24 protein-coding genes are annotated in these 24,711 nt (G+C 54.2%); 15 read left to right on the top strand and 9 right to left on the bottom strand.

Features of this window, described 5'->3' with window-relative positions; all coding sequences use genetic code 11:
* A complete protein-coding gene (locus IEW12_RS25330; RefSeq protein ID WP_229751350.1) occupies positions 1-1,353 on the bottom strand; it encodes a TIGR03013 family XrtA/PEP-CTERM system glycosyltransferase in 1,353 nt (450 codons plus the stop codon).
* Positions 1,354-1,837: 484 nt separating this feature from the next.
* Between IEW12_RS25330 and IEW12_RS25325 the strand changes: the two genes are divergently transcribed.
* From IEW12_RS25325 to IEW12_RS25310, 4 genes are all read left to right on the top strand, one after another.
* Entirely contained in the window at positions 1,838-3,433 is a 1,596-nt protein-coding gene (locus IEW12_RS25325; protein ID WP_188568938.1) for an FAD-binding oxidoreductase, read from the top strand.
* Positions 3,434-3,720: 287 nt separating this feature from the next.
* Positions 3,721-4,482: a PEP-CTERM sorting domain-containing protein gene (locus tag IEW12_RS25320; protein WP_188568937.1), complete on the top strand. Its 762-nt coding sequence runs from the start codon at positions 3,721-3,723 to the stop codon at positions 4,480-4,482.
* Positions 4,483-4,934: 452 nt separating this feature from the next.
* Positions 4,935-6,254, top strand: a complete 1,320-nt coding sequence (locus IEW12_RS25315) for an N-acyl amino acid synthase FeeM domain-containing protein (RefSeq protein WP_188568936.1) — start codon at positions 4,935-4,937, stop codon at positions 6,252-6,254.
* Between the two features lie 268 nt (positions 6,255-6,522).
* Positions 6,523-7,785 (top strand): N-acyl amino acid synthase FeeM domain-containing protein, encoded by a 1,263-nt coding sequence (locus tag IEW12_RS25310; protein ID WP_229751349.1) that lies wholly within the window; start codon positions 6,523-6,525, stop codon positions 7,783-7,785.
* Between the two features lie 107 nt (positions 7,786-7,892).
* Here IEW12_RS25310 and IEW12_RS25305 read toward each other — a convergent pair whose 3' ends face one another.
* The 5 genes from IEW12_RS25305 to IEW12_RS25285 all read right to left on the bottom strand — a co-directional run bounded on the left by IEW12_RS25305 (position 7,893) and on the right by IEW12_RS25285 (position 11,884).
* A complete protein-coding gene (locus IEW12_RS25305) occupies positions 7,893-8,732 on the bottom strand; it encodes a lytic transglycosylase domain-containing protein (RefSeq protein ID WP_188568935.1) in 840 nt (279 codons plus the stop codon).
* A gap of 206 nt (positions 8,733-8,938) precedes the next feature.
* Positions 8,939-10,018 (bottom strand): nucleotidyltransferase domain-containing protein, encoded by a 1,080-nt coding sequence (locus IEW12_RS25300; protein WP_188568934.1) that lies wholly within the window; start codon positions 10,016-10,018, stop codon positions 8,939-8,941.
* Complete coding sequence (locus IEW12_RS25295; RefSeq protein ID WP_268237273.1) at positions 10,015-10,875, bottom strand: HprK-related kinase A; 861 nt, start codon at positions 10,873-10,875, stop codon at positions 10,015-10,017. Before IEW12_RS25295 ends, IEW12_RS25300 begins: the two co-directional genes overlap by 4 nt.
* A gap of 54 nt (positions 10,876-10,929) precedes the next feature.
* Positions 10,930-11,166: an HPr-rel-A system PqqD family peptide chaperone gene (locus tag IEW12_RS25290; protein WP_188568932.1), complete on the bottom strand. Its 237-nt coding sequence runs from the start codon at positions 11,164-11,166 to the stop codon at positions 10,930-10,932.
* A 79-nt stretch (positions 11,167-11,245) separates the two neighbouring features.
* Positions 11,246-11,884: a hypothetical protein gene (locus IEW12_RS25285; RefSeq protein ID WP_188568931.1), complete on the bottom strand. Its 639-nt coding sequence runs from the start codon at positions 11,882-11,884 to the stop codon at positions 11,246-11,248.
* A 545-nt stretch (positions 11,885-12,429) separates the two neighbouring features.
* Between IEW12_RS25285 and IEW12_RS25280 the strand changes: the two genes are divergently transcribed.
* From IEW12_RS25280 to IEW12_RS25260, 5 genes are all read left to right on the top strand, one after another.
* Entirely contained in the window at positions 12,430-12,681 is a 252-nt protein-coding gene (locus IEW12_RS25280) for an acyl carrier protein (protein ID WP_188568930.1), read from the top strand.
* Positions 12,678-13,520, top strand: a complete 843-nt coding sequence (locus tag IEW12_RS25275) for a hydrolase 2, exosortase A system-associated (RefSeq protein WP_188568929.1) — start codon at positions 12,678-12,680, stop codon at positions 13,518-13,520. Before IEW12_RS25280 ends, IEW12_RS25275 begins: the two co-directional genes overlap by 4 nt.
* Before the next feature lies 1 nt (position 13,521).
* The gene (locus tag IEW12_RS25270) at positions 13,522-14,388 is read left to right on the top strand and encodes a hydrolase 1, exosortase A system-associated (RefSeq protein ID WP_188568928.1); all 867 of its coding nucleotides are present in this window, start codon (positions 13,522-13,524) and stop codon (positions 14,386-14,388) included.
* 234 nt (positions 14,389-14,622) lie between these two features.
* Positions 14,623-15,879 carry an MFS transporter gene (locus IEW12_RS25265; protein WP_188568927.1) on the top strand — a complete coding sequence of 419 codons (1,257 nt, stop codon included), beginning with the start codon at positions 14,623-14,625 and terminating at the stop codon, positions 15,877-15,879.
* 65 nt (positions 15,880-15,944) lie between these two features.
* Positions 15,945-16,277: a DUF2288 domain-containing protein gene (locus IEW12_RS25260; RefSeq protein WP_188568926.1), complete on the top strand. Its 333-nt coding sequence runs from the start codon at positions 15,945-15,947 to the stop codon at positions 16,275-16,277.
* Between the two features lie 64 nt (positions 16,278-16,341).
* Here the strand turns inward: IEW12_RS25260 and ltaE are convergent, their stop codons facing one another.
* Positions 16,342-17,364 (bottom strand): low-specificity L-threonine aldolase, encoded by a 1,023-nt coding sequence (gene ltaE, locus IEW12_RS25255; RefSeq protein WP_188568925.1) that lies wholly within the window; start codon positions 17,362-17,364, stop codon positions 16,342-16,344.
* Between the two features lie 202 nt (positions 17,365-17,566).
* Here ltaE and IEW12_RS25250 point away from each other — a divergent pair, with 202 nt between their 5' ends.
* The 6 genes from IEW12_RS25250 to IEW12_RS25225 all read left to right on the top strand — a co-directional run bounded on the left by IEW12_RS25250 (position 17,567) and on the right by IEW12_RS25225 (position 22,415).
* Complete coding sequence (locus IEW12_RS25250; protein ID WP_188568924.1) at positions 17,567-18,154, top strand: hypothetical protein; 588 nt, start codon at positions 17,567-17,569, stop codon at positions 18,152-18,154.
* A 157-nt stretch (positions 18,155-18,311) separates the two neighbouring features.
* On the top strand, positions 18,312-18,968 hold the full coding sequence (locus tag IEW12_RS25245; protein WP_308789160.1) for an energy transducer TonB: 657 nt from the start codon (positions 18,312-18,314) through the stop codon (positions 18,966-18,968).
* 59 nt (positions 18,969-19,027) lie between these two features.
* Positions 19,028-19,978 (top strand): MotA/TolQ/ExbB proton channel family protein, encoded by a 951-nt coding sequence (locus IEW12_RS25240; protein WP_188568923.1) that lies wholly within the window; start codon positions 19,028-19,030, stop codon positions 19,976-19,978.
* A 3-nt stretch (positions 19,979-19,981) separates the two neighbouring features.
* Positions 19,982-20,413 (top strand): ExbD/TolR family protein, encoded by a 432-nt coding sequence (locus tag IEW12_RS25235; protein ID WP_188568922.1) that lies wholly within the window; start codon positions 19,982-19,984, stop codon positions 20,411-20,413.
* 56 nt (positions 20,414-20,469) lie between these two features.
* Positions 20,470-20,904 (top strand): ExbD/TolR family protein, encoded by a 435-nt coding sequence (locus tag IEW12_RS25230; protein WP_188568921.1) that lies wholly within the window; start codon positions 20,470-20,472, stop codon positions 20,902-20,904.
* Between the two features lie 254 nt (positions 20,905-21,158).
* Positions 21,159-22,415: a tetratricopeptide repeat protein gene (locus IEW12_RS25225; RefSeq protein WP_188568920.1), complete on the top strand. Its 1,257-nt coding sequence runs from the start codon at positions 21,159-21,161 to the stop codon at positions 22,413-22,415.
* Positions 22,416-22,755: 340 nt separating this feature from the next.
* On the opposite strand, the gene IEW12_RS25220 is transcribed toward IEW12_RS25225, so the two are convergent.
* Positions 22,756-24,336, bottom strand: a complete 1,581-nt coding sequence (locus tag IEW12_RS25220; protein ID WP_188568919.1) for an ammonium transporter — start codon at positions 24,334-24,336, stop codon at positions 22,756-22,758.
* Positions 24,337-24,356: 20 nt separating this feature from the next.
* Positions 24,357-24,695, bottom strand: coding sequence for a P-II family nitrogen regulator (locus tag IEW12_RS25215; RefSeq protein ID WP_110254759.1), 339 nt, complete (start codon positions 24,693-24,695; stop codon positions 24,357-24,359).
* Positions 24,696-24,711: the final 16 nt, after the last annotated feature.

Below are 24,711 nucleotides of genomic sequence, written 5' to 3'. Positions count from 1 at the left end.
TCATCGGGCACCTTTGCCGAGCAGTACCACCTGCACGGTTTCTATCAGGATCAACGCATCCAGGAACAGGCTATTGTTTTTGACGTAGTACAGATCGTATTGCAGTTTTTGTACGGAGTCCTCGACCGAGGCGCCGTATGCATACCGGACCTGCGCCATGCCGGTAATGCCCGGCTTGATACTATGCCGCATATTGTAGAAAGGCACTTCCTTGCAAAGCTGATCCACAAAAAATGGGCGTTCCGGCCTGGGACCGACAAAGCTCATTTCGCCTTTCAGTACATTGATGATCTGCGGCAGTTCGTCGATGCGCAGCTTGCGGATGATTTTTCCTATCCGTGTCACGCGCGGGTCATTATTGGTTGCCCATTGTGGCTTGCCGGATTTCTCCGCATCGCTTCCCATGCTACGAAACTTCAGGACCATGTAGGTACGGCCGTTTTTGCCCACCCTTTCCTGCTTGTAGAAAATCGGGCCCTGGTCTTCAATGAAAATCAGCAAGGCAGTGGCCAGCATGATGGGCAGCGTGATCGCAAATATCAGCGCGCTGACGATCAGATCGAAAGATTGTTTACCGAACTTACGCAGAAAGCTTTGATTAAACCCGTCACCAAAAACCAGCCAGCCGGGCTGCAGTGACTCGACGCGGATCTGGCAGGCTTCGCGTTCGATGAAGGCGGCCGCATCGATTACCTTAACGCCGACCAACTTGCAATCCAGCAACTCCTGCAAGGGAAATTGCCCGCCGCGCCGGTTTTGCACCGAAACCACAATCTCGCCCACATTCAGGCGTTGGGCCAGTAAAGCGAGGTTTTCGGTTTGCGGTATCAATGCGGATTCCGGCACTTTGCATTCTTCGCCTGCCAACGGAACAAAGCCGACTACATCGTATTGGTGATAGGCAATATTATTCATTGCCAGCTCACGGCACTCCTTGGCCAGTGCACCGCTGCCCAAAAACAGAATGCGGGATTTCAGCAGACCGACTTCAGAAAATTTAAAGATCAAACCGCGTGCGGCCAATATCATTATTGCGGCAAAAATCATTACCAGGCCCAGAATGCCGCGTCCAAAATACAGTTCCGGCAACAGGTAGAAAACTAGCGTGATAATGCCGAAACCCAGCGCAAAGGAAGGCATCAGGCGCAAAAAGGTGTTGCGCAAGCCTTCCCGATAATTGATCTGATACATACCCAGCGCGCTCATGCTGAAGATGATCGATGCTGCAAACGCCAGCGCCGACAGCAAAAACTTGTCGGACTGGGGAAGATACAGAGAATGCTTGTCAAAAAAGCGTATCACCGCCCCCAGATAAACCGCCGCTACTGCTACCGCAAATTCAACAAGAAGCAAAAAAGCCGTAATCCGTGAAACGTGGTGATTGGCGATCCGCAAAATCAATTCTCCAAATAACTGAAAACAGCAAAATTATTCAATAAAAACATTCATCGGAGGATACTACATTCCAATAAGACACTAAACCTATTTCAGCCCATAATTGCGCTTTAAGCCTACGGATGTAGGCAGTATTGACACAGGAACGGGTAAATCGGCGGCTGATACTTTCGCTTTATTTCCTTTTGGCAATTTCCCTCGCTGCGCACGCGTTAACGGGAATCACCAGCGGTAATTGCCAGAAAGAATTTAAGTAGATGCAATATACTTGCCGAGCCTATGCTTAGGGTCTATAGCTATCATCACGGCTCCAGCCATTTGACGGCTTTTTTACAGCAATATGCCGCCTATTCCGTGTCGTCGCTTTCGTCGCTTGGAAATAAAGAGCTCAGCCTGCGCTTTCCGTGCCAGCTGCGCCTCAGGAAGGAAAACAGGAGCCAATATGAATTCAGAAGCCGCCATGTCAGATTGGGCCCGCTTGCTCGGTGCCTCCCAGGTATTGGATGCCCGCGCAGCCGAACTTGCTTACGGCGCTGATACCAATGGCATAACGCGCAGACTGCACGGTGCGCTGCAGATACTGGACAGCGAGCTGCTGCCGGAAGTCATGCGCATCGCCAGCCGCCACAAAGTACCGGTATACCCGATCAGCACCGGGAAAAACTGGGGTTACGGTAGCTCATTGCCCGCAAGCAACGACTGCATGATCCTCGACTTGTCGAGGCTGACACGCATCGTGCATTTTGATGCAGAGTTAGGTGTCGTCACCCTTGAACCGGGCGTCACGCAGGGCATGCTGACAGATTTCCTCGACCAGGGCGCGCATCCTTTTCTGGTACCCGTCACGGGAGCAGGTCCAACTGTCAGCCTGCTTGGCAATGCGCTGGAGCGGGGCTATGGCATCACCCCGTACACCGACCATTTTGCTGCGGTGACCGATCTGGAAGCGGTACTGCCGGACGGCTCGCTGTATCGCACTGCGATGCGTGAAGCAGGAGGAGAAGATCTCGCCCGCTTGTTCAAAGGGGGAATAGGCCCGGGATCCAGCGGCCTGTTCACGCAAAGCGGTTTTGGCGTGGTGACGCGCATGAGCATTGCGCTGGCCCGCAGGCCAGAGTGCATCAAGGCTTGCCTGTTCAGCCTGAAGGACGACAGCCTGCTGGAGACAGCAGTGGAAAGAATACGCGGCATTCTGTCCAGATTTCCCGGCATAGTAGGCGGCATCAATTTGATGAACCAGCACCGCGTGCTGGCAATGTCTGCGCCGTTTCCGCATGACAGGCTGGACGCCAACGGCATGATTCCGGCCGCGGTGATCAGCGAACTCGGCAAGCAGTACCAGATTTTTCCGTGGACCGGTTTTGGCACGCTCTACGGCAGCAAGCGGGTCGTTGCGGCGGCACAAAAAGAAATACGCGCAGCGCTGTCCGGAGTTGCCAGCCGGCTACTTTTCATCAGCCCGGAGCGAGCCGGTACGCTGGCAAAAGTGGCGGGCTATATACCGGGAGCCGGCGGACAAAGGCTGGCACGCACAGTCAATACCCTGGCCAAGTCACTGCAACTGGTGGCGGGGCGCCCAAATGAAACGGCTTTACCGCTGGCTTACTGGCGCAACCCCCATCCTCCCGGTGGTGCCTTGCGCAATCCGGCAGCCGATGGATGCGGCCTGATCTGGTATCCGCCGCTGGTTCCCATGCGCCCTGCAGGGGTACGCAGTTATGTGGAGATGGTCAAGAAAATCACCCAAAAGCACGGCATCGAACCACTGATCACGCTGACCTCGATCAGCGACCGGGTCTTTGACAGTACGGTCCCTATCATTTTTGAAAAACAAAAGCCGGAAGCACAGCTTGCCGCCGACAACTGCTATCAGGACTTGCTGGAAACCGGGCGCCAGATGGGCTATTTCCCTTACAGGGTAGGTATTCACTCCATGCAACACTTGGCTTCGCTGCAACATCATGCGCGCGATTTCCACGGAAAACTCAAAAACCATCTTGATCCGGCGAATATCCTGGCTCCCGGCCGCTACAGTTAAGACGCATTTAAATGATGGTTTTAAGAAAATTTTCTTTTCAGAACTGTAAGAATTACCAGAAGCGCACTATGAGAAAGGCCATTTTTAACTGTCGATATTTTTTACACTGATCAAAATATTTCGCCACAACCAACTTGTTTTTCCTGGGAAAATTTTTAATTTATTGTTTGTTTTCAACGACTTACACCGCAACAACATTTCCTGGCACGCTACATGCTTTATACCAAGGCAAGAGACTGTCGAAGTCGTCTAAAGCGAAACAAAATTTACTCCTTGGAGAAAACAAAATGAACTTTCTGAAAAAAGCAATGTTCGGTGCTGCAGCTGCGATGGCTCTGGTTGGCTCCGTACACGCAACACCTATCAACGTCGGCGGCGTTATTTTTGATCCGGACGCACCATTGAACCTGTCTGGCACTACAGACACGATCACACAATCGATCAATCCTAGCACTGGCGAACTGAGCGGCTACGGTATCATCACCAAGCTGAATACTGATTCCACTTTCTGCCCAGGCTGCGAACTGACATTCAAGTATTCCGGCTACACACCAGTTAGCTCCGGTACAGTTCCAACCCCTGCTGGCACTGGCCAAACTATTTTCTACACAGGCGGCATTATCTCCATCTATGTAGACGTATCGAAAGACGCGACTGCAGCTGGCGCGCTCGGCCTGAATGATGCAAATACAACTAACGGCGTACTGTGGTTGCAATTGGCAGGTCACAACATCAATGGCACCAGCCTGACAGGTATTAATTTCACAAGCCTGGCTGGTAGCAAATTGGTCGGCGGTCTGCTGGGCAATGGTCAATGGGACGTTACTGGCGGCCTGGCTGACAGCTATTTGAATACAAATACTCAAGCTGACGGTTCGGACTTCTCCTTCACCAACAGCTTCACAACCTTCCCAACCAATTCCATCTTGTTTGCGACAGGTTCCGGCACATTCAACGGTAGTGCAATCCCTGAACCAGGCTCCATGGCTTTGATCGGCCTGGGCATGCTGGCTGCTGGCGTACTGCGTCGTCGCAACGCTGCAAAATAATTAGCTAGGGTTCACCCAGCTTTGAGGAGGGCCCTGCTTTTGCAGGGCCTTTTTTATTTCCAAATCCTTGATGCGAAATAATTGGCAGTTATCACCTGACATTGACATCTTCAGAGATTGGCGGCGCGTGCGCGGAACAAGTGATGGAAGCGACGAAATTTTTCAATCATTGATGTCTGCAGGGCACCGAAATTAAATGCAGCGAAAACTCATAGCCGAAAGCAATTTCCTCTTTTCAATTTCTATATCTAGTTGTCTATCCTTATGGCATGATGTTCAACAGTGATTGGTGAAAAGCAATATCCGTATTCGATTTCAATGTTTCAGCAATGCATGGACCAAGCAATTTCCGCTCTGAGTTCGTATAATAATGATATTGGTATCTGTTCTGTGTTGAGGCTAGCTTTTTCCTCTTTGACTACGCAAGATAACCAACCGTCTTCGGAGAGAATATGGCGAACAATCGACTAATAAAAGACGCTCGCAAGCTGCTGCATCAGACATTGAGAAAAGCCTTCAGCTTCTTGCCAAAGAGCGGTAAGTTTGCCGTGTATCGTTCCTTCGTCGAATGCAATCCAGAACCGAATGAACGCCTGATACTGAAGATCGCAGAAACCCAGGAAGAACTGGAAGCCTGCTTCGCGCTGCTGCATGATGCCTACGTCGGTAGCGGCTTCATGAAACCGGATCCGTCCGGCATGCGGGTCACCCTGTACCATGCGCTTCCCACCACCACCACGCTGTGCGCCAAGTATGACGGGCAAGTCGTCGGCACTTTATCGCTGATACGCGAAAGCGCGCTGGGCTTCCCACTGCAAAAAATTTTCGACCTGACCGATGTGCGCAAGCATGAGGGCAATATCGCGGAAGTATCGGCATTGGCTGTGCATCGCAAGTTCCGCAAGACCGGCGGCAGCATCCTATTCCCGCTGATGAAGTTCATGTATGAATATTGCACGACCTTCTTTGATACGCGCCATCTGGTGATCGCGGTCAATCCCTATCATATCGAGATGTATGAGTCGCTGCTGTTCTTCAAGCGACTGACTGCCACCCCGGTGGACAACTATGATTTCGTCAACGGTGCACCGGCAGTAGGTGCCTGGCTGGACTTGAAGTTCGCCCCCGAGATCATGAAAAAACATTATGCGTCCAAGCCGCCGCAGCGCAATCTGTACGCCTATTTCACGCAAGTGAAGCTCGCCAATATCAAGCTGCCGGAACGGCGCTACTATACGACCAATGATCCGGTATTGACTCCGGAATTGCTGGACCATTTCTTCAATAAGCGCACTCACGGCTTTGCCAATCTGAGCGAGCGCGAGAAAGTGTTACTGCACACTATCTACGATATTGTTGAGTACATTCCGGTATTGCCGCCATTGACCACCAGAAGTCTCGACGTACATGTGCGCAGGCACGAGCGTTACTCGATGAAATGTCCCGGCCAGGTGACAGTAGAGATCGTCAACGACGGCCAGGAAAACATAGACATCGATGTTGTCGAAGTCTCGCTGGAAGGTTTTCAGGCGCGTGCATTGAAACCGATACCGATGCAGGTAACGCTGAAGGCGACTGTATGGCTGGGAAAAACAGAAGTTTCTCATCTGCAAGTAGAGGCGGTGCGTGACATAGGAAAAGGTTTTTACGGTTTCCATTTAGGCCAGGCCGATGCGATCTGGAGAACTTTTGTGAATGCGATCTACTCGGGGACAACCCATAGGGACCTGAATGAACCGAGCCGCTTTGTCGCAGACATTAAATTGGCCTAGGGAAACTTGTTACAGACTTTGCACTTTGTTGCGAGCCATTTCCCCGACTGACAACGTCAACTCCAGAATTTACATGCAATAATGGCGAACCAAAATTCTGCCTTCACCAGCTGGCCGGCTGCAAATCCGGTGCGTTGCATCCAGCAAGAGGGCAGGTTTTTTTCGCAGTTCCAGGCTAATTACCGGCGCTTTTTTTGTCGGACCTGAATAGCCATTATTGAGGTTGAATCTAGTGATAAAGAAGGGCATATCAGGCCTTAGAAAGCACATGCACACAGCGCTGAGAAAGCTGTCTGGTGCGTTGCCGCAATCAAAAAAATTCTCGCTGTATCGCTCATTTGCTCGCTGCGATCCGGCACCGAACCAGCATCTGGTATTGAAAATCGCAGAAACCCAGGAAGAGCTGGAAGCCTGTTTCGCTTTGCTGCATGACGCCTATGTAGGCAGCGGCTTCATGAATCCGGATCCCTCCGGTATGCGCGTTACTCCCTATCACGCACTGCCCACCACGACTACCTTGTGCGCCAAACTCAATGGCGAAGTCGTCGGTACGCTGTCGCTGATCAGGGAAAATGCAATGGGCTTCCCACTGCAGAATGTGTTCGACCTGACCGAGGTACGCAAGCACGAAGGCAACATCGCTGAAGTATCCGCGCTGGCTGTGCACAAGAGGTTCCGCAAGACCGGCGGCAGCATCCTGTTCCCGTTGATGAAGTTCATGTATGAATATTGCACGACCTTCTTCGATACGCGCCATCTGGTGATCGCGGTCAATCCCAATCATATAGAGATGTATGAGTCGCTGCTGTTCTTCAAAAGGCTGACGGCACAACCAATCAAAAACTATGACTTTGTGAATGGTGCGCCGGCAGTCGGTGCCTGGCTGGATCTCAAGTACATTCCCGAGATCATGAAAAAGCATTATGGCTCGCGCCCGCCCAACCGCAACCTGCATTTTTATTTCATGCAGTTGAAGATGCCGAACATCAAGCTGCCGCAACGCCGCTATTACACGACGAACGATCCGGTGCTGACGCCCGAACTATTGCACCACTTTTTCAATCACCGCACCCGGGTCTTTGCCAATCTGAGCGAGCGCCAGAAGCTGTTGTTGCATTCCATTTACGATATCCCGGAGTATCTGTCGGTGCTGCCTAAGCTGACCAGCAATCGCCCGCATGCACCGATACGCCGGCACGAACGCTTCTCGATGCGCTGCCCGGGCCAACTGACCATCCGCGCACTTGATGGCGCCGAGAAGAAAGTCGATATCGATGTGGTGCAGGTTTCTTCATCGGGATTCCTGGCAAGCATCAGTACACCTATCCCTTTGCAAATCCTGGGCAATGTGATGGTCAAGCTGGGCAAGGCCGATATCTCCTATCTACAGGTGGAAGCAGTGCGCAGCATAGGCAAGGACTTTTACGGCTTTACACTGGATTCGCCGGACACCAACTGGAAAACCTTTGTGTCGGCGCTGTACCAGGGCAGCACACATAAGGACCTGGAAAACGCGAGCAGCTTTTTGTAAGCGGCTCGGCAAATCCATAACGAAAACGGCGCGGTTAATTCTGGCGCCGTTTTTTTGCGCCATCCGCGCATTGCAGCCTTAAGCAATCAGCGTGTATTGCAAAGAGATCAGCGCATGACGACCGGGGAAGCTTCAGTGATGCTGCGCTGGAAGGCGTGGCGGGATTTTCCGTAACGGCTGTTGATTTTCTTGACGTACTCTATCGTCTCCAGATAGGGCGGAACGCCGCGATATTTCTCGACTGCCCTTTCGCCGGCATTGTAGGCAGCGGCAACCAGCGGCACATTGCCCTTGAAATAGGCCAGCAGCCATTGAAGGTAGGCGATGCCGCCCTTGATATTATCTTCGGCATCAAACGCATCCTTGACCCGGAAGCGCTGCGCCGTCTCCGGGGTCAGCTGCATCAGGCCTTGCGCGTTCTTGGGAGAAATAGCCTTGATATTGAAGCCTGACTCTACCGATATAACAGCCATTACCAGCTTGGGATCGATACGATAATGCGGCGCTATCTTGTCCACCAGCTTGGCAATCGCTTTTGGATAATTGCCGGGCGCCGCATCTTCCTGCGGCTGTTCTATGACTATCCTTTCCTCCAGCAGGCAAGCCGGCAAGGCCAAGGTCTGGGAGGGAACAAATTGCGTAAGCTCCTTCGCCTGGCTGTGCCCCTGCTCCGCCGCTGCCTGAAACAGCTGAGCGGCAATTTCATCACTCCTGGGGACGCCGCGGCCGTTGGCATACATCCAGCCCAGCGCATACTGCGCATCCGCATAGCCCAGCTTGGCGGCAGCGCAATACAATTCCACGGCCCGCGCGTAGTCACGCGCAACACCTTCCGCATTTTCATATTTTCTGGCTTCCGCAGTGAGCGTCATGGACTCACTCAGTACGCCGCTGACATCGATCGCTACCGGCGTCGGCAACTCGGCCGCAGATGCTGCCCACATCATGCAGAGCAGCGCACACAGAACTGTGGAACGTCTTAAAAAAGCGGCATTCGCCATGGTGAACCTCGCGCTCGAACTCGTCCGCGCCGTGAAAGTTGTAGCTTAAGGCCTGATGAAAATAGCAGCGTCAAGCCTGGCACGTGACACCCCGCCACTTAATCGCCGGGGTAGCATGAAAAGATCGTACTGCGTACAAAAAAACGATTGAATCAATCTTCTTTCTTGGGAGAAAGAAAAGCCTTATGAAATAAATGTCGCGCCAATAGCAAGGGTGGCATCCGCAGCCAGTTGGCGCGCATGTATAGCATCAGCCTGGCTGTCGCCGTCCATCTGTCGTTACAACTGAAGTGGTCCGGCAGCAAAGCCCGCGTAAACAGTTTGTCCATGCACTTCAGCAGCAGGTTGCCGGGCCGCCCTATGTCAGCGTCGCGCAAAGCCTCCGCCGGGATCGGCGTATGCAGCAACAGCGCAGAATAGCGCAGTGCATAAAATAAAGGTCGCGTCAGTTCCAGTTCGCGCCCCCTGGATGTCAGCGTGGTCCAGAATTCCGGCGAATCTCCATAGTATTGCAGCAAGCCGTGTATATCCACCAGGTCCCTGAGGCCATTATCGTATTCGCCGTCATGGAACAAATGCACGGCGCTGTGCAACACCATATCTGCAGGAGAAAATACAAAAGTATTCTCCACTTCACCCACGTGTCTGGCTGCCGCCAGCAGCTTGGCGGAATCTGGATGGATGGCCGCAGTCGATGGCAAAATGGCGTGATGCACGTCAATCACCGTCATCCGCTTGGCATGCTCCATCGGCGGTATTTCATGCATCCATTCGCGATAGTAGCGCTGGTCGTATTCGTCGTGATGGCTGGCGTGCCAGCCATGCAGCATCAGGCTGCCTTCGGCATTGCCAAGGCTTTCCTTGGGAACGATGATATCGATGTCGGAAAATATGCGCCCCCTTGCATGCGGCAGTTTTGCCAGCACGTAGGCCGCGCCTTTCAGCACCACCATTCTCAGCCCGGCATCTTCCAGCGCCTTGCGAATAAAACCGATTTCCCACAATACTGCCTGGGTGTGCCTTTGCGCCAGATAATAAGACCACTGCAGGTGCCGTTGCGCCTGCTCGGGTATCGTTGCCAGCAACTGCTTGTCTTCCAGCAAAAAATACAAGCTGGACATCAGGTTGGATTTCCACGCCTGCCGCAGCAGCAAGTCCCAGTGGCGTAACTCCAGCTTGGCCAGAGTATCCGGTGCCCGGAAAGCCTGGAGGATAAGTTCGCGCTGGCTCATAGTGCTTGGGCAGGAGTTTGCAATGAGGCGAAGGTTTCTATCGCCTCATCCAGGGAACTGTAGTTGAAGTCAAACGCCGTGGATTTGTCGATCAGCCCAGCCAGGGCCTCAAATCCTCTTGCACCCAGCAGGCTGTAATTGAAGGCATTGTCAGCGACCCGCATGAAGGCGCGTGATTGCGGTATGGCTTCCAGCCGCGTCGCAGCACCGGCCTCGTACTTGGGAAAAATGATCCAGGCAGGCTTTACCGTTTCCGCAATCCGGGCAAGGCTGTCAGCAGGCGGCTTCATCAATGCCACGGTCCCCTTCAGGGTGTCGTAGACTTTTGGGCTCAATACTGCAGACGGCACATATTGCTGCACAATGTCGATGGACGCATTTTTAAGGCTGACGGGACGAGGCAAAGGAATAATTTCACCGTCGGCGAGGCGTATCAGCGTCAGTTCGTCGGATAACAGCCGCCAGCCCTTGTGGACCAGTGTCGCACACAAGGTACTTTTGCCTGAGCCGGGCGGCGCGGGCAAGATCGCCGCGTGGCCGTCTCTTTCCATCACTGCAGCATGGATCATCAGGTAACCATGCATGTGGGTGGAGACACACCAGTTCATTCCCCATTCCAGCATCGGAAATGCCTGCTTGAACGGCAAAGGCTTGAAAGGAGAAACGCCATCCAGTTCAAACATCGCCTGCGGCTTGAGCCATCTGCGCAGGTTACGTGGAGGATTCAGCGTGACGTGGAAATCGGCGAAATCATCATCGGCAAGCGGGTAATCGGCATAAACCAGCCGCACGCCCTCTACCACACTGGGAACAGTACTGCGGATGGCCATGGTCACTGGACCGATGCGAAGGAACAAACCCTTCTTTAGCCTGGCTTTTAACTCGGATAATTTTAAGGAAGAAACTGTCAATCAGGCACGCTCAATCAAGGCCAATGCACCCAGGTCCGTCAACAAAGCATCTATTTGCGCGATCGCGTCTTGTTCGGAATCGAACTGCCAGTCAGTAGCCAGTTGTTCCATCAAGGCCTTGGAATCCAGAGGGGCCTGCTGTAATTTTAATAAAATCTGGCCGCCGGCCAGACCCAGGAGATGAGAATCTCCTGAGAGGGGATTGTAGACAACATACTCATCTCCCCAGTTTCGCATTGAGGAACCGCCCGCTATTGCTCGCCATTTCATGCTTGAACCATCATCCTAAAAGAAATAGCGAATCCTGCAAACAGGGCTAATCCCAGGTACCGCCGAGGTAAGTCATAATATATGAAGGGGACCACGCTGCAGCGCCCTTGGTTGGGATGTAGCCGCCACCACCTTGATAAACATCAGTATACATTTTAATAATGTTTGCGCGGGTAACGAAAGGTGCTTTCCCTGCGATATTATTCAAGTAAGCGGCAACCAGATATTTGGCAAGGCCGCCTTTGGTATCCACAAACCTCGTGATTTTACCTTTTTTATCTTTTTTGTAATTATTTTGCGGATCCAGGATTTGTATCAATGTCCAGCCATAGCAAGGAGACGTGCTGTTGGTTCCCGTAAAGCAGGTTTCAAACTTCGTATCGGTCTTGCAACTGCCAGGCCAGCCGTGATCACAATTACCTGACCAGTAATTCGGCGGGCAGCCTGGGTGGCTCGTATCTTTAGGTCCGTGACCGCTGACATTACCTGAGCAATAGACAGAAGGTGACACCCCGACAGTACAGCCCAGTGCCGGACGGCTAGCCAAAGTAACGAGCACACCCGATGCAGCAATACCTGTCTTGGTAAAGCGGCGACGCGATTCACCGGCAGGGGTGATCTGTTCGACCATTCCTTGCGGCGGGTGTTTTTCGTTGCTGTCGTGTTGTGGTTGCTCAGTAGTCATGACACTCTCCATCCCTGCATTTTATTTTCGCCAAGAAATATCAAAAACTGCTATTCCTGTTCATTTTGCGATTCTTACCTGAGTAGTAAGCAAGATACATTCCAACTTTTCCTGCCTAGCAATACCCTTTAATTATCAATGACTTACGTGCGTCAATCAAGGAAAATATTTTCCTGTGGCTATTTTTTCGAAAAAGCGTAAAAATTTTCGACAAACGGCGATTGCTATTAAGACATTTGCATGGAATATCTTGTGTGGTCCGGCAATTATCTCCCGAAGATGCTGCATTGCGTGCGCACAGGAACCAACCCCGTGAAAAACCGGTCTCTTTGTATTATAGAGAATCCGCTCGTGGGTAATGGTAAATTCCGGTTAAATTTGCACATTTGCGGCAAGCAACACTTACCGCCGGCTTTTCCGCAAGCTGCTTCGGGTATCATGTCGTTACGGTAATTATTAAAAAACCGAGCGCCTCGCCTGATACGGTCAAGCTGGCCACGCTCGCAAATATTGATCGTTTCACCAGGCAAATCCGGACACTATTTATGCAAGCAATTGAATATCTGAAAGATATTTTGGACGAGACCTTGAATCTGGGACCGCAAAAAGCGCACTTGGATACGGACACCGTACTGCTTGGCGGCATGGCCGAGCTGGACTCCATGGCCGTCGTCAATGTCATCGCCGCCATTGAAGAGCACTTTGGTTTCAGCGTGGAAGACGATGAAATCAACGGCAAGACTTTTGAGACACTGGGCAGCCTTGCCGCTTTTGTAGAAAGCAAGCTGAGCCAATGAGGTCCCCGGGGGATACCGGCGCTGAAGCCTTTTTCCTCGATGCGGGGGCAGACCAGCGTTTTTGCCTGTTCCATCCCTGCCCGCCGGGCGTCACCTGCCGCGGCACAGTGATCCATGTCCATCCCTTTGCCGAAGAGATGAACAAATCGCGGCGCATGGCTGCCCTGCAGTCCAGGGCGCTGGCTGCCGCTGGCTATGCGGTGTTGCAAATCGACCTGTATGGCTGCGGTGACAGCAGCGGTGATTTCGGCGATGCGCGCTGGGATATCTGGAAGGATGATCTGCATCGCGCGCAGCACTGGCTGATGATGCGCGGTGAGGAACCCTTGTCGCTGTGGGGGGTACGCATGGGCGCGCTGCTGGCGCTGGATTTTGCGCGCGACGCCCGTTCCGACATCGAGAAAATCGTTCTGTGGCAGCCGGTCTTCAACGGCAGCCAATACCTGAACCAGTTTTTCAGACTGTTGCTGGCCAACGATATGATCAACGGTGCGGAGCAAAAAAATGGCGGCACCCAGGGCATACGCCAGGCCCTGCTGGCCGGAGAAAAAATAGAAATCGCCGGCTACGATATCGCGCCGGAGCTGGTCGCCGGCATCGATAAACTTGAGGTTTCCGACTGGACTCCTCCAGGTAGTCCCGTATATTGGTTGGAAAACGTCAATCCGGGCAATCCCTCCCTGCCGCCTGCCAGAAAAAAACTGGCCGACGCCTGGATGCAGCAAGGCGCCAGCCTGTGGGTGGATTTTGTGCATGGTCCTGCATTCTGGACAACACAGGAAACGGTCGATGCGCCCGAGTGGATCAGTGCCACGACGGATGTCTTCCAGAGGCCATAACATGAAATTTACCGAATCTGCACTCAGTTTCGATTCACTGGCGAACCGCCTGCACGGCATCCTGAGCTTGCCTGAACAAGCAGGAAGCAGCGGCGTGCTGGTCATCGTCGGCGGCCCTCAATACCGCGTCGGCAGTCACCGTCAATTCACCTTGCTGGCCAGACATCTGGCCGAACGTGGCATCCCTATGATGCGTTTCGACTACAGCGGCATGGGTGACAGCGAAGGCCCGCAAAGTACTTTCGACGACATCCATGACGATGTGCGGACTGCGCTGGACCAGTTTTTTGCCGCCGTACCCGGTCTGCGCGAGGTCGCCTTATGGGGCTTGTGCGATGGCGCTTCCGCATCCTTGTTCTATGCGCCGCAGGACGAGCGCGTCACCGGCCTGGTGCTATTAAACCCCTGGGTCAGGACCGAGCAAGGCATGGCCAAGGCCTACCTGAAGCACTACTATCGCGACCGCCTGTTCCAGGCTGATTTGTGGAAGAAGATATTTTCCGGCCGCTTCAGCTTTTCCTCTGCCGCCTCCTCATTTGCAGGCCTGGTTTCCAAGCTGGCAGCACGCGGCAAGCGCACGGCCTCAATTGATGATGAGCCGCAGGATGCAGATCTGCCGCAGCGCATGATTGACGGCCTGGCCGGCTTTAGCGGCAAGGTATTGATCATCCTGGCGGGCAAAGACCTGACCGCGCAAGAATTTTCGGACCTCGCGGCATCCTCAGGCAGCCTGAAAAAATTGCTGGCATCACCACGCGTCAGCCGGCGTGAAATAGCCGACGCCGACCACACTTTTTCACGCCGGGTATGGCGCGATCAAGTGGCTGAGTGGACTGCAGACTGGATCAATACGCGCGGCAACGATTAGCATCGCCTAGCAAGAATGGGGAATGAGGAGTGCAAGAAATTGCACGACGGCATCGTCTTTTCCGAAAATCGGCTACCATTCCTGGTATCGCTATAGCCATGAAGCCCCTGCCCGGCTATACGTGGTAAGCAAGGCGATATATCCGCCTGTCTGCCTGCTCATTTTCTTTCGCCGCTACAGGATGGCTACGGGAGGGATGGCATGAATCAATCCTGAATATCCACTCTATCAACAATGTCCAATACCCTCGCCAACGGCTTCAGCGTTTTAAAAAACCGCAATTTCGCAAATTATCTTTCCGCCCGCGTACTGGGCACGCTTGCCGTACAAATGCAAAGCGTGGCGATAGGCTGGCAAGTGTATCAACTGACTGGCAGCCTGTTTGATCTGGGCATGATAGGGCTGGCCCAGTTTGCACCCTTCTTCGTATTGATCCTGTTTGCCGGCCACGTGGCGGACCGCTACAACCGCCGCAGCATCATCCTGCTATGCCTGCTGGCGCAATTGCTGTGCGGCGCGCTGCTGCTGGCTTTTACCCTGTCCGGTATCACCAGGGTGTGGCCGGTGTTCGCGGTGCTGGTGCTATTCGGCAGCGCGCGCGCATTCATGATGCCGGCTTCCCAGGCGATACTGATGAACCTGGTACCGGTAGAAAATTTCAGCAACGCGGTCGCGCTGAGTTCGTCCAGCTTTCACGTAGCGGTAATCCTGGGCCCGGTACTTGGAGGCCTGTTGTACCTGGCCGGCCCCAAAGCCGTGTATGCAGTTGTTGCAGTACTGCTGACGCTGGCGGTGATACTGATGACAAGAACCAAGATCGTCGGCCCTGCCGTTCGCAAGGAACCTGCCACTCTGCATAGCCTGCTGGAAGGGCTGCGCTTTGTTTGGTCGCGGCCGGTCGTACTCGGTGCTATTTCGCTGGACTTGTTCGCGGTGCTATTCGGCGGTGCGACGGCGCTGCTGCCCGCCTATGCGCACGATGTGCTGCATACCGGCCCTACCGGCCTCGGTTTGCTGCGCACGGCACCAGGCGTGGGCGCTGCGCTGACCTCGATCGTGCTGGCCTTCTGGCCTATCAAGCATAAGGTCGGCCGCTGGATGTTCGGCGGCGTGGCCTTGTTCGGCGCATCCACTGTCGTGATGGGCGCTACCAGCAACCTGCCGTTGGCACTGCTGATGCTGTTCCTGATGGGCAGTGGCGATATGGTCAGTGTGTATATCCGTCACTTGCTGGTACAGTTTGAAACGCCGGACGCAATACGCGGCCGTGTCAGCGCCGTCAATGCCGTCTTCATTGGCGCCTCCAATGAACTGGGCGAATTTGAATCCGGCATCACCGCCGGCTGGTTCGGCCTGGTGCCGGCGCTGGTGCTGGGCGGCGTGGCCACCCTTGTCGTCACCGGACTGTGGATGTTCGGCTTCCCTGTGTTGCGCAATATGCACGCATTTCCCAAAGCCGCAGAATCCGGCAAAGATCCTGCAGACAAATAAGGCCGATACGCCGCCGAAGCGTTAAAATTCACTATCACTCACGACCGCATCGCTATTGCACGCTTATGGAAACAGACGACATACTGAAGACCAAACTGATACAGGAAACCGCACAATTTCCCTGGAAAGAATTATTACGCCATTTTGCGGCCGGTACCGTCATTGCCGTGAGTCCTGAACTGGACCTGATCGAGGCCGCGCTGCAAGTGACCAAGGATAACAAGGAGGCGGTGACACGCTGGCTCACCTCGGGCGACCTGGCAAAAGTCAGCGACTTGCAGGCCAAGGCCTGGCTGGACGATAACGCCAGCCTGTGGACCGTTGTAGTCCGGCCCTGGATCCTGGTACAGCACCGCAAACCGCCAGCGGAAGACACAAAAAACCGCGTGCTGCACTAAGGCACAACACAGAAGCATGAAATGAAAACGGCGGCTTTACCGGCCGCCGCATGCAGGCATGGAATCAGGCCTGGCCCCTGCTGCTGAAATAGTCCTTGAATGCCTGCACCGTCTCGCGCACCTGCGCCGCAGAGACATCCAGATGGGTGACCAGCCTGGTTCTCTTGCTTATGCTGGCGACGATGCCGCGGCCCGCCAGATAGCTCGCTAGCGGTACGACATCTGCAGCATCTATATGCACATACACGATATTTGTCTGCACCGGCTCTACCGGCAAACCGTCTATCTCTGCCAGGCCGGCAGCCAGCAGGCTGGCATTCTGATGATCTTCCGCCAGACGCTGCACATGATGTTCCAGCGCATACAGGCCGGCAGCGGCCAGTATCCCCACCTGCCGCATGCCGCCGCCCAGCATCTTGCGCCAGCGTTTGGCATCCTTGATCAATGCGCTGCTACCGCATAACACCGAACCTGCGGGCGTACCCAGGCCCTTGGACAGGCAAACCGACACCGAATCCAGCCCGCGGCATACCTCTGCCGGAGGCAGGCCCAGCTTGACCGCCGCATTGAAGACACGCGCGCCATCCAGATGCACGGATAAGCCATGCTTAGCCGCCAGTTGCCTGACTTCGGATAAATAGGACATTGGCAACACCCGCCCGCCTATCGTATTTTCCAGTGCGATCAGGCGGGTACGCGCGAAGTGGATATCATCCGGCTTGATCGCGGCTTCTATATCCTGCAGTGCAATCGATCCATCCGCCTGGTTGAGCAAAGGCTGCGGCTGTATGCTGCCAAGCACTGCAGCGCCGCCGCCTTCATACTTATAGGTGTGCGCTTCCTGGCCAACGATATATTCCTCGCCGCGCTGGCAATGCGCCAGCAAGGCTGCCAGATTGCTTTGCGTGCCGGTAGGAAAAAACAGCGCCGCCTCGAAGCCGAACTGCTCCGCCATTACATGCTGAAGGCGATGGACGGTAGGATCCTGATCATAAACATCATCCCCGACTGGGGCATCCAGCATCGCCGCGCGCATCGCGGGGCCAGGTTTGGTAACGGTATCACTGCGAAGATCTATAGTAGACATGGAGGCTTTCAGCACGATAGCAAATGAGGTGATTTTATTGAGGAAAGACAGAAAGGAATCTAGGCTGAAAGTATAAAGGATTAGCGGCAACGCAGCTTGCACCGACGCAATTGCTTGCGATTGATGAAATTGAAACTTTTTACGCCCTAGTCCATCCTAGTCATAGTAAGCCCCGGACATTCTGTTCAAGAAATGGAGTCGTATGCAATTTTCGCCAGAGCATGCCCGCTCGCGCCGTCCAGTTATCTACCTGGCTCTCGTCGCATTATTCCATACGGTGGCGCTTTACGCACTGCTGGGCCAGGGCATGCTCACGCGCAAAACGTCCATAGACGGCGCAGTGGTTTATATGGACATCAGGAGTATTAAAGCTCCCCCACCACCGCCCATGCCATCTACGCTGTCACCGGACAAAAGCACTCAGCCTGCGGTTCTTGCCAAGCGCACCAAACAATCAGCGCCGCAAAGCCAGCCAATCATGGCTGTACCAAGGATGGAAGTACTACCCGCAGCAGAACCGGAACGCCCCACCGCACATGTCGAGGAAAAAAGATTGGATCTGGATAGCCTGCGCGCGCAGGCGCGCAAAAATGACAGCAAGCGCGAAATGACACTAGCTGAACAGATACAGGCCAAAGAACAACGCGATGTCAGCATCGAGGCAAAGATCGCTGCTGCGGCCGAAGGCGCGGCACGCAAGGATTGCCTGACAGCACATTCCGATACCGGCTTGCTGGCGCCGCTATTTGTCTTAAAGGATACTGTGACCGGCAAAGGCTGCAAATGGTGACTTCAAAGGCCGGTAGCCGCAGCCAGAGCATCCAGATATTCCCGCCTACCAACTTTCCCTATCGTAATTTCCGTTTAGCTGTTTCTGTGCGTTAGCACACTGACCCATGCGAGCAATTCGCTGAATACTGTCCTGCATCTACCTAGAAAAGGAGAGCATGATGGATTTCACCATAGACGACAGGGGAATGCCGGCCAAAAAATTCACCGGCGTGGTATTAGTCATCCTATTTCACGCAGTACTGGTGTACGGCTTGCTGCACGGACTAGGCCATAAAATTATCCAGGTCATCCAGGAACCTTTAAATGTGCAACTGGTAGAAGAGGTGCAACAACCACCCCCACCGCCTGCAGTGCCAGATACGCCGCCGCCTCCACAAATGGCCGCGCCGCAGCCTTTCATCCCACCGCCGGAAGTGCAGGTACAGACACCGGTACAGCAAGACACTATCAGCGTTGCCACGGCTGAACCTGTCGCAACCAGCGTTTCGACAGCACCTGCCAATACCGACTCCCAGGCCACCGGGCCAGTAAGGATAGCAGCTGTGGTGGATTCGCGCGCATGCGCCAAACCGCCTTATCCAGTCGCATCTCTGAGAAATGAAGAAACCGGTACCGTCAGCCTATCTTTCCTGGTCGGCGTCGACGGCAAGGTGATCGATTCCAAAATTGAAAAATCCAGCGGTTATCGTAACCTGGACAATGCTGCCCGCGCCGGCCTGGCCCTATGCAAATTTGTTCCGGGCACAGTAGACGGCAAACCCGAGCAGTTCTGGACCAAGATGCAGTATGTCTGGTCACTCGACAATAAATAAGTGCCGGGCTTTTACTTTACGCCATAGGTACTATCATTAATAGCTTAAGGATACCCATTATGAAAACTACATATTCCTCCCTGCTCGCTGCCGGCCTGCTTGCCGCGGCCATCGCCAGTCCAGCCGTATTCGCGCAAACCCCCGCGGCGGACGCACCGCCAGCTGCCAGTGCGACGACTCCCGATGGTGCCGTAACTACACCTGCACCCGCCGCTGCCGCTTCAACTCCTGCGGCTGATGCCGCAGCACCGGTCTCGGCTCCCACCGACATCGCTGCACCGGCGCCTGCCGTGGTAAAGGAAACGGTGGAAAATCCATATGGCCTTGATGCCTTGTGGAAAGGCGGCGACTTCGTAGCGCGCTCCACATTGATCATCATGGCCATCATGTCCATGGGTAGCTGGTACATCCTGATCACTAAATTTGTTGATTCGATCAAGATGAGTGGTCAATCCAAAGAGGCAAAAAACAAATTCTGGAAAGCACCCTCCGTGCAAGCTGGGGTCAACAGCTTGAAGGAAGGCAGCCCTTTCCGCTTCATCGCCGAAAGTGCCACCAAGGCTTCAGAACACCACGAAGGCGCCTTGCTGGAACAGATAGACTTGAATTCCTGGGTCTCCATGTCGATACAGCGCTCCATGGAAAAGGTACAAAGCCGCCTGCAAGACGGCCTGGCTTTCCTGGCGACCGTCGGTTCTACAGCACCGTTCGTCGGTCTGTTCGGTACAGTGTGGGGTATTTACAATGCGTTGACGGCGATTGGTGTAGCAGGCCAGGCATCGATCGACAAGGTAGCAGGTCCAGTGGGTGAAGCGCTGATCATGACCGCGATCGGTCTTGGTGTCGCGGTACCAGCCGTATTGGGCTACAATTTCCTGGTACGCCGTAACAAGACAGCGATGGAAGATGTACGCACTTTCGGTGCGGATCTGCATTCGGTCTTGCTGTCCGGCGCAATGAGCACAGTTACGCCTGGTGTAGGCCAGGCCAATATCAAACGCGTGGGGTAAATCATGGCAATGGCAATCGGCAATGACGGCGACGGCGAAGACGAAGTCAACAGCACCATCAACACCACGCCGCTGGTTGACGTGATGTTGGTACTGCTGATCATCTTCCTGATCACCATTCCCGTCGTCACACACACGGTGCCGGTCAAGCTGCCGGCTGAGATGAATCAGCCGTACAAGACCAAGCCGGAAAATATCAACCTGGCCATCGACAAGGAAGGCCAGATGTTCTGGAACGAAGCCCTGGTGCCGGATACTCCGGCATTGCTGGAAAAGCTGAAAAAAATCGCCGTCATGGTACCGCAGCCGGAATTGCATATACGCGGCGACCAGAACGCCCAGTATAAGTATGTCGGCAAGGTAATCCTGACAGCACAGCGCGCAGGGATAGCCAAAGTCGCCTTTGTCATAGAACCGCCGCCGCGCGGGGGCTAGTGTAGAAGGCCCTGTTTCCGGCGAGAGACAAGGAAAATTTGATAAAAGGAGTTCCCATGGGAATGAACGTAGGCTCAGGAAGTTCGGCCGAACCCGATGTAATGATAGAAATGAACATGACGCCATTGATTGACGTGATGCTGGTGCTGATCATCATGCTGATCATCACCATCCCGATTCAAAACCACGCAGTCAATCTGAACATGCCAACCAGTTCGCCAGCCAAACCGCTGACGGAGCCAACGGTGATCACGATAGACGTGGACTTTGACGGCACAGTACTGTGGAACGGCGTTGCCCTGAGCGGCGGCCGCAGCGAACTGGAAGCCAAGCTGCGTGAAGTAGCGGCGCAACCGGATCAGCCGGAAGTGCATCTGAAGCCCAACAAACTGGTAGCTTACAAGTCGGTGGCGGCAGTGATGGCGGCAGCGCAGCGCCTGGGCGTGACCAAGATAGGCATGATAGGCAACGAGCAGTTCATCAACGATTGATTTCGGACAATTGACTAAGGCCAGGCATTCATTTCATCAGCAGGAGTGAGATAAGTCCCGGTAACGCCTCGTTACATTCCATCCGCCCGGTGTGGTGTCAGCCGGGCGGCTGTCATATATAATGCCGAAGTATCAGGGGCGCAGTGTTTTTTTAGCAACACCCAGCCACTACAACATATTCGGTTGAATATAAACCCGCCCTGCCGGCCACTGGACGACAGGCACATTACTTCCATTTATCTATGCAAGTTTTCATGAAAAAAAATTCCACTATTGCCGCTGCCGCGCTGCTGGTCGCGCTGGGCACGTCTGCTCTCCCTTTCGCCACATCGACAGCCTATGCGCAGCAAGCCGCTGCAGCAGATGCGAAACCTGAAACGATACGCATGGAAATCGCCAAGCCGCTGAGCGAAGCGCAAGAGCTGATCAACAAGAAAGAATTTGCAGAAGCACTGGCCAAGGTAAAACTGACGGACGCAGTTCCGAACAAAACGCCCGGCGAGCTTTTCATGATAGACCGCACCAACGCAATCATCGGTTCGGGCAGCAATGACAATGCCTTGCTGGCAAAATCGTTCGAAAACATGATCGCCAGCAAACGCCTGGCCAATGCCGACGTGCTGAAGTTCACCGATGGCATGGCGTCGACCTTCTTCAACTCCAAAGACTATCCAAACGCTAAGATCTGGGCAGAGCGCTATATCGCCTTGGACAAGACCAACCCGCAAATCTACAACCTGCTGGCACGCATCCTGTACCTGCAAGACGACTTCGCCGGTGCGGCCAAGCAGATCGATGAAATCATCAAGTCCGACGATGCCGCCGGCCGTCCGACCACACAAGAAACACTGCGCCTGCAAGCCAGTGCCTATCAGCAGTTGAAAGACAAGAACGGCTACAGGAGAGTGCTGGAGCGCCTGGTAAAAGAATACCCGAGCAAGGATTACTGGGCTGACCTGCTGTATCAGACAGAAACCCGTCCTGGCTTTACCGATCGTTTGCGCCTGGATGAATACCGTCTGGAATTTGCGGTGGACAACCTGAATGAAGCCGGCCGTTTTGTAGAAATGGTGCAGTTGCTGCAACAGGCTGGTATCCCTGGCGAAGCGAAAAAAGTCATCGACAAGGGCTATGCAGACAATGTACTGGGCACAGGCAAGGATGCGGCAAGGCATAAGCAACTGCGCGATCAGGTCACCAAGCAAGCTGCCGATGACGCAAAATCCTTGAGCGATGGCGAAGCCCAGGCCCAGAAAGCCAAGACCGGTACCGGCCTGCTGAATATCGGCTACAACTACACTGTGTACGGCCAGTTCGACAAAGGCATTCCTATGATGGAACAAGGTATCGCCAAGGGCGGCCTGAAAAATGCGGATGATGCCAAATTGCGCCTGGGCGTAGCCTACCTGCAGTCCGGCAACCGCGCCAAAGCGGAAGAAATCTTCAACACCATCCAGGGTACGGACGGTGCTGCCGACCTGGCGAGACTGTGGCTGCTGGCCAAGAAATAATCCAGGCAATAGCTACCGGCAGTATGCGGTAGTGCTGTAGCAAAGGGCTATCGACAGATAGCCCTTTTTATTTTTGAGCTAACACCTTGCCCCGACGTTAAAGGAAAAAGCCGGGCTCAACCCGGCCTGCACAAGCCCACCCTCGTCTTCCCTCATCTTGTTGACGCCCCATATTTCATTCCCATTCAATGGCAGATGCAGTTGAGCGTGAGGGCTGGCAACTGAAAGCATTCCTCATCACTTAGCACAAAAAAAAAGGCACCTCCTGAGGAGGTGCCTGTCAAATCAGTGGCATGCGCTCTAAACATGCACTGAGGATACTAGCTTTGAAGAAACAAACTTATGCGTGGTATGCCGATTCACCGTGGCTGGTGATATCCAGGCCTTCGCGTTCTTCATCTTCAGGTACGCGCAGACCGATGACCAGATCAACCAGTTTGTAGGCAATCAGGGAAACCACACCGGACCAGACAATGGTGACGCCCACGCCGGTTGCCTGTGTAATAACCTGATCCATGATCGAGTATGGATCAGCGGACATCTTGTTGCTGACATAGTCGAAAATGCCTTGGCCGCCGAGTGATGGTGCAGCGAATACACCAGTCAGCAAAGCACCCAGGATACCGCCCACGCCATGCACGCCGAACACGTCCAGGGAGTCATCCGCGCCGAGCAGGCGTTTCAGGCCATTCACGCCCCACAAGCAGATGAGACCTGCCAGCAAGCCGATGATCAGTGCGCCCATAGGGCCGACGAAACCGCAAGCAGGAGTAATTGCTACCAGGCCGGCAACAGCACCGGAGGCGCCACCCAGCATAGAAGGCTTGCCTTTGGACATCCACTCACCGAAGACCCAGGATACGGTTGCCGCAGCAGTTGCCAACAACGTGTTGACGAAAGCCAGGGCAGCAACGTCGCCAGCTTCCAGCGCGGAGCCTGCGTTGAAACCGAACCAGCCCACCCACAACAGCGAAGCGCCGATCATTGTCATTGTCAGCGAGTGCGGAGCCATCGATTCTTTACCGTAGCCTACGCGTTTGCCGATCAGGTAAGCGCCAACCAGGCCAGCCACCGCAGCATTGATATGTACTACTGTGCCGCCGGCGAAGTCCAGCGCGCCTTTTTGCCACAGGAAGCCGCCTTTTGCAGTTTCAGATGCCAGTGTTGCTGCATCCTTGATACCGTCAGGGCCAGGCCAGAACCAGACCATGTGAGCGATAGGCAGGTAGCTGAAAGTGAACCACAGTACGACGAACAACAGTACTGCCGTGAACTTGGCGCGTTCTGCAAAAGCACCGATGATCAGGCCGCAAGTGATCGCTGCAAACGTAGCCTGGAAGGCGACGAAAGTAAATTCAGGTATCACAACACCCTTGCTGAAGGTTGCCGCAGTAGAGAAAGTCGCCTTGACCGGATCCCAGATGCCTTTAAGGAAAGCGCGATCGAAGGAACCGATGAACTTGCCACCCTCGGTAAATGCCAGCGAATAGCCGTAGATGCACCACAGAACGATGATCACTGCGAAGATCATGAAGACCTGCATCAGGATGGACAGCATGTTCTTCGAACGTACCAAGCCGCCGTAGAACAGTGCCAGGCCAGGAATCGTCATCAGGATAACCAGCATCGTCGATACCATCATCCAGGCCGTGTCGCCCTTGTTTGGCGTTGGCGCAGGTGCGGCTGCAGAAGCGGCCGCCGGATCTGCTGCCGCCGCTGGTGCGGACGCTGCTGCTGCAGCAACCGGGGCTGGAGCAGCTGCGCTTGCTGCAGCGGAGGCCGCGGCAGGTGCCGGAGCCGATGCCGCAGGTGCGGAAGCTGCACTGGCTGCTGCATCATCGGCCGCCATCACGGAAGGCGCAAGGCCTATGGACACCAGCAGCGCGCACGCGGCCAGTACGTTACTCAACATCTTATTCATGTGTTCTCCCTGAGTGTCGGTTATAACGCGTCGTTGCCGGTTTCACCGGTACGGATACGCACGACTTGTTGTAGGTCATAGACAAATATTTTGCCGTCGCCGATTTTTCCGGTGCGGGCAGCAGTTTCTATCGCCTCGATGGCGCGATCGACGATCGCATCATCCACTGCGGCCTCGATCTTGGTCTTGGGAAGGAAGTCGACCACGTACTCGGCACCGCGATACAGCTCGGTATGTCCCTTCTGGCGTCCGAATCCCTTCACCTCAGTGACAGTGATGCCTTGCACACCGATGGTGGAAAGGGCCTCGCGTACCTCATCAAGCTTGAAGGGTTTGATAATTGCAGTAATCAGTTTCATGCTGGCCTCGAATTGT

It is taken from the genome of Parundibacterium terreum (assembly GCF_014636315.1).
GTDB classification, from domain to species: Bacteria; Pseudomonadota; Gammaproteobacteria; order Burkholderiales; family Burkholderiaceae_D; genus Undibacterium; species Undibacterium terreum.
Note: the sequence above shows the minus strand (reverse complement) of the source record. Positions and strands in the feature narration are given on the sequence as shown.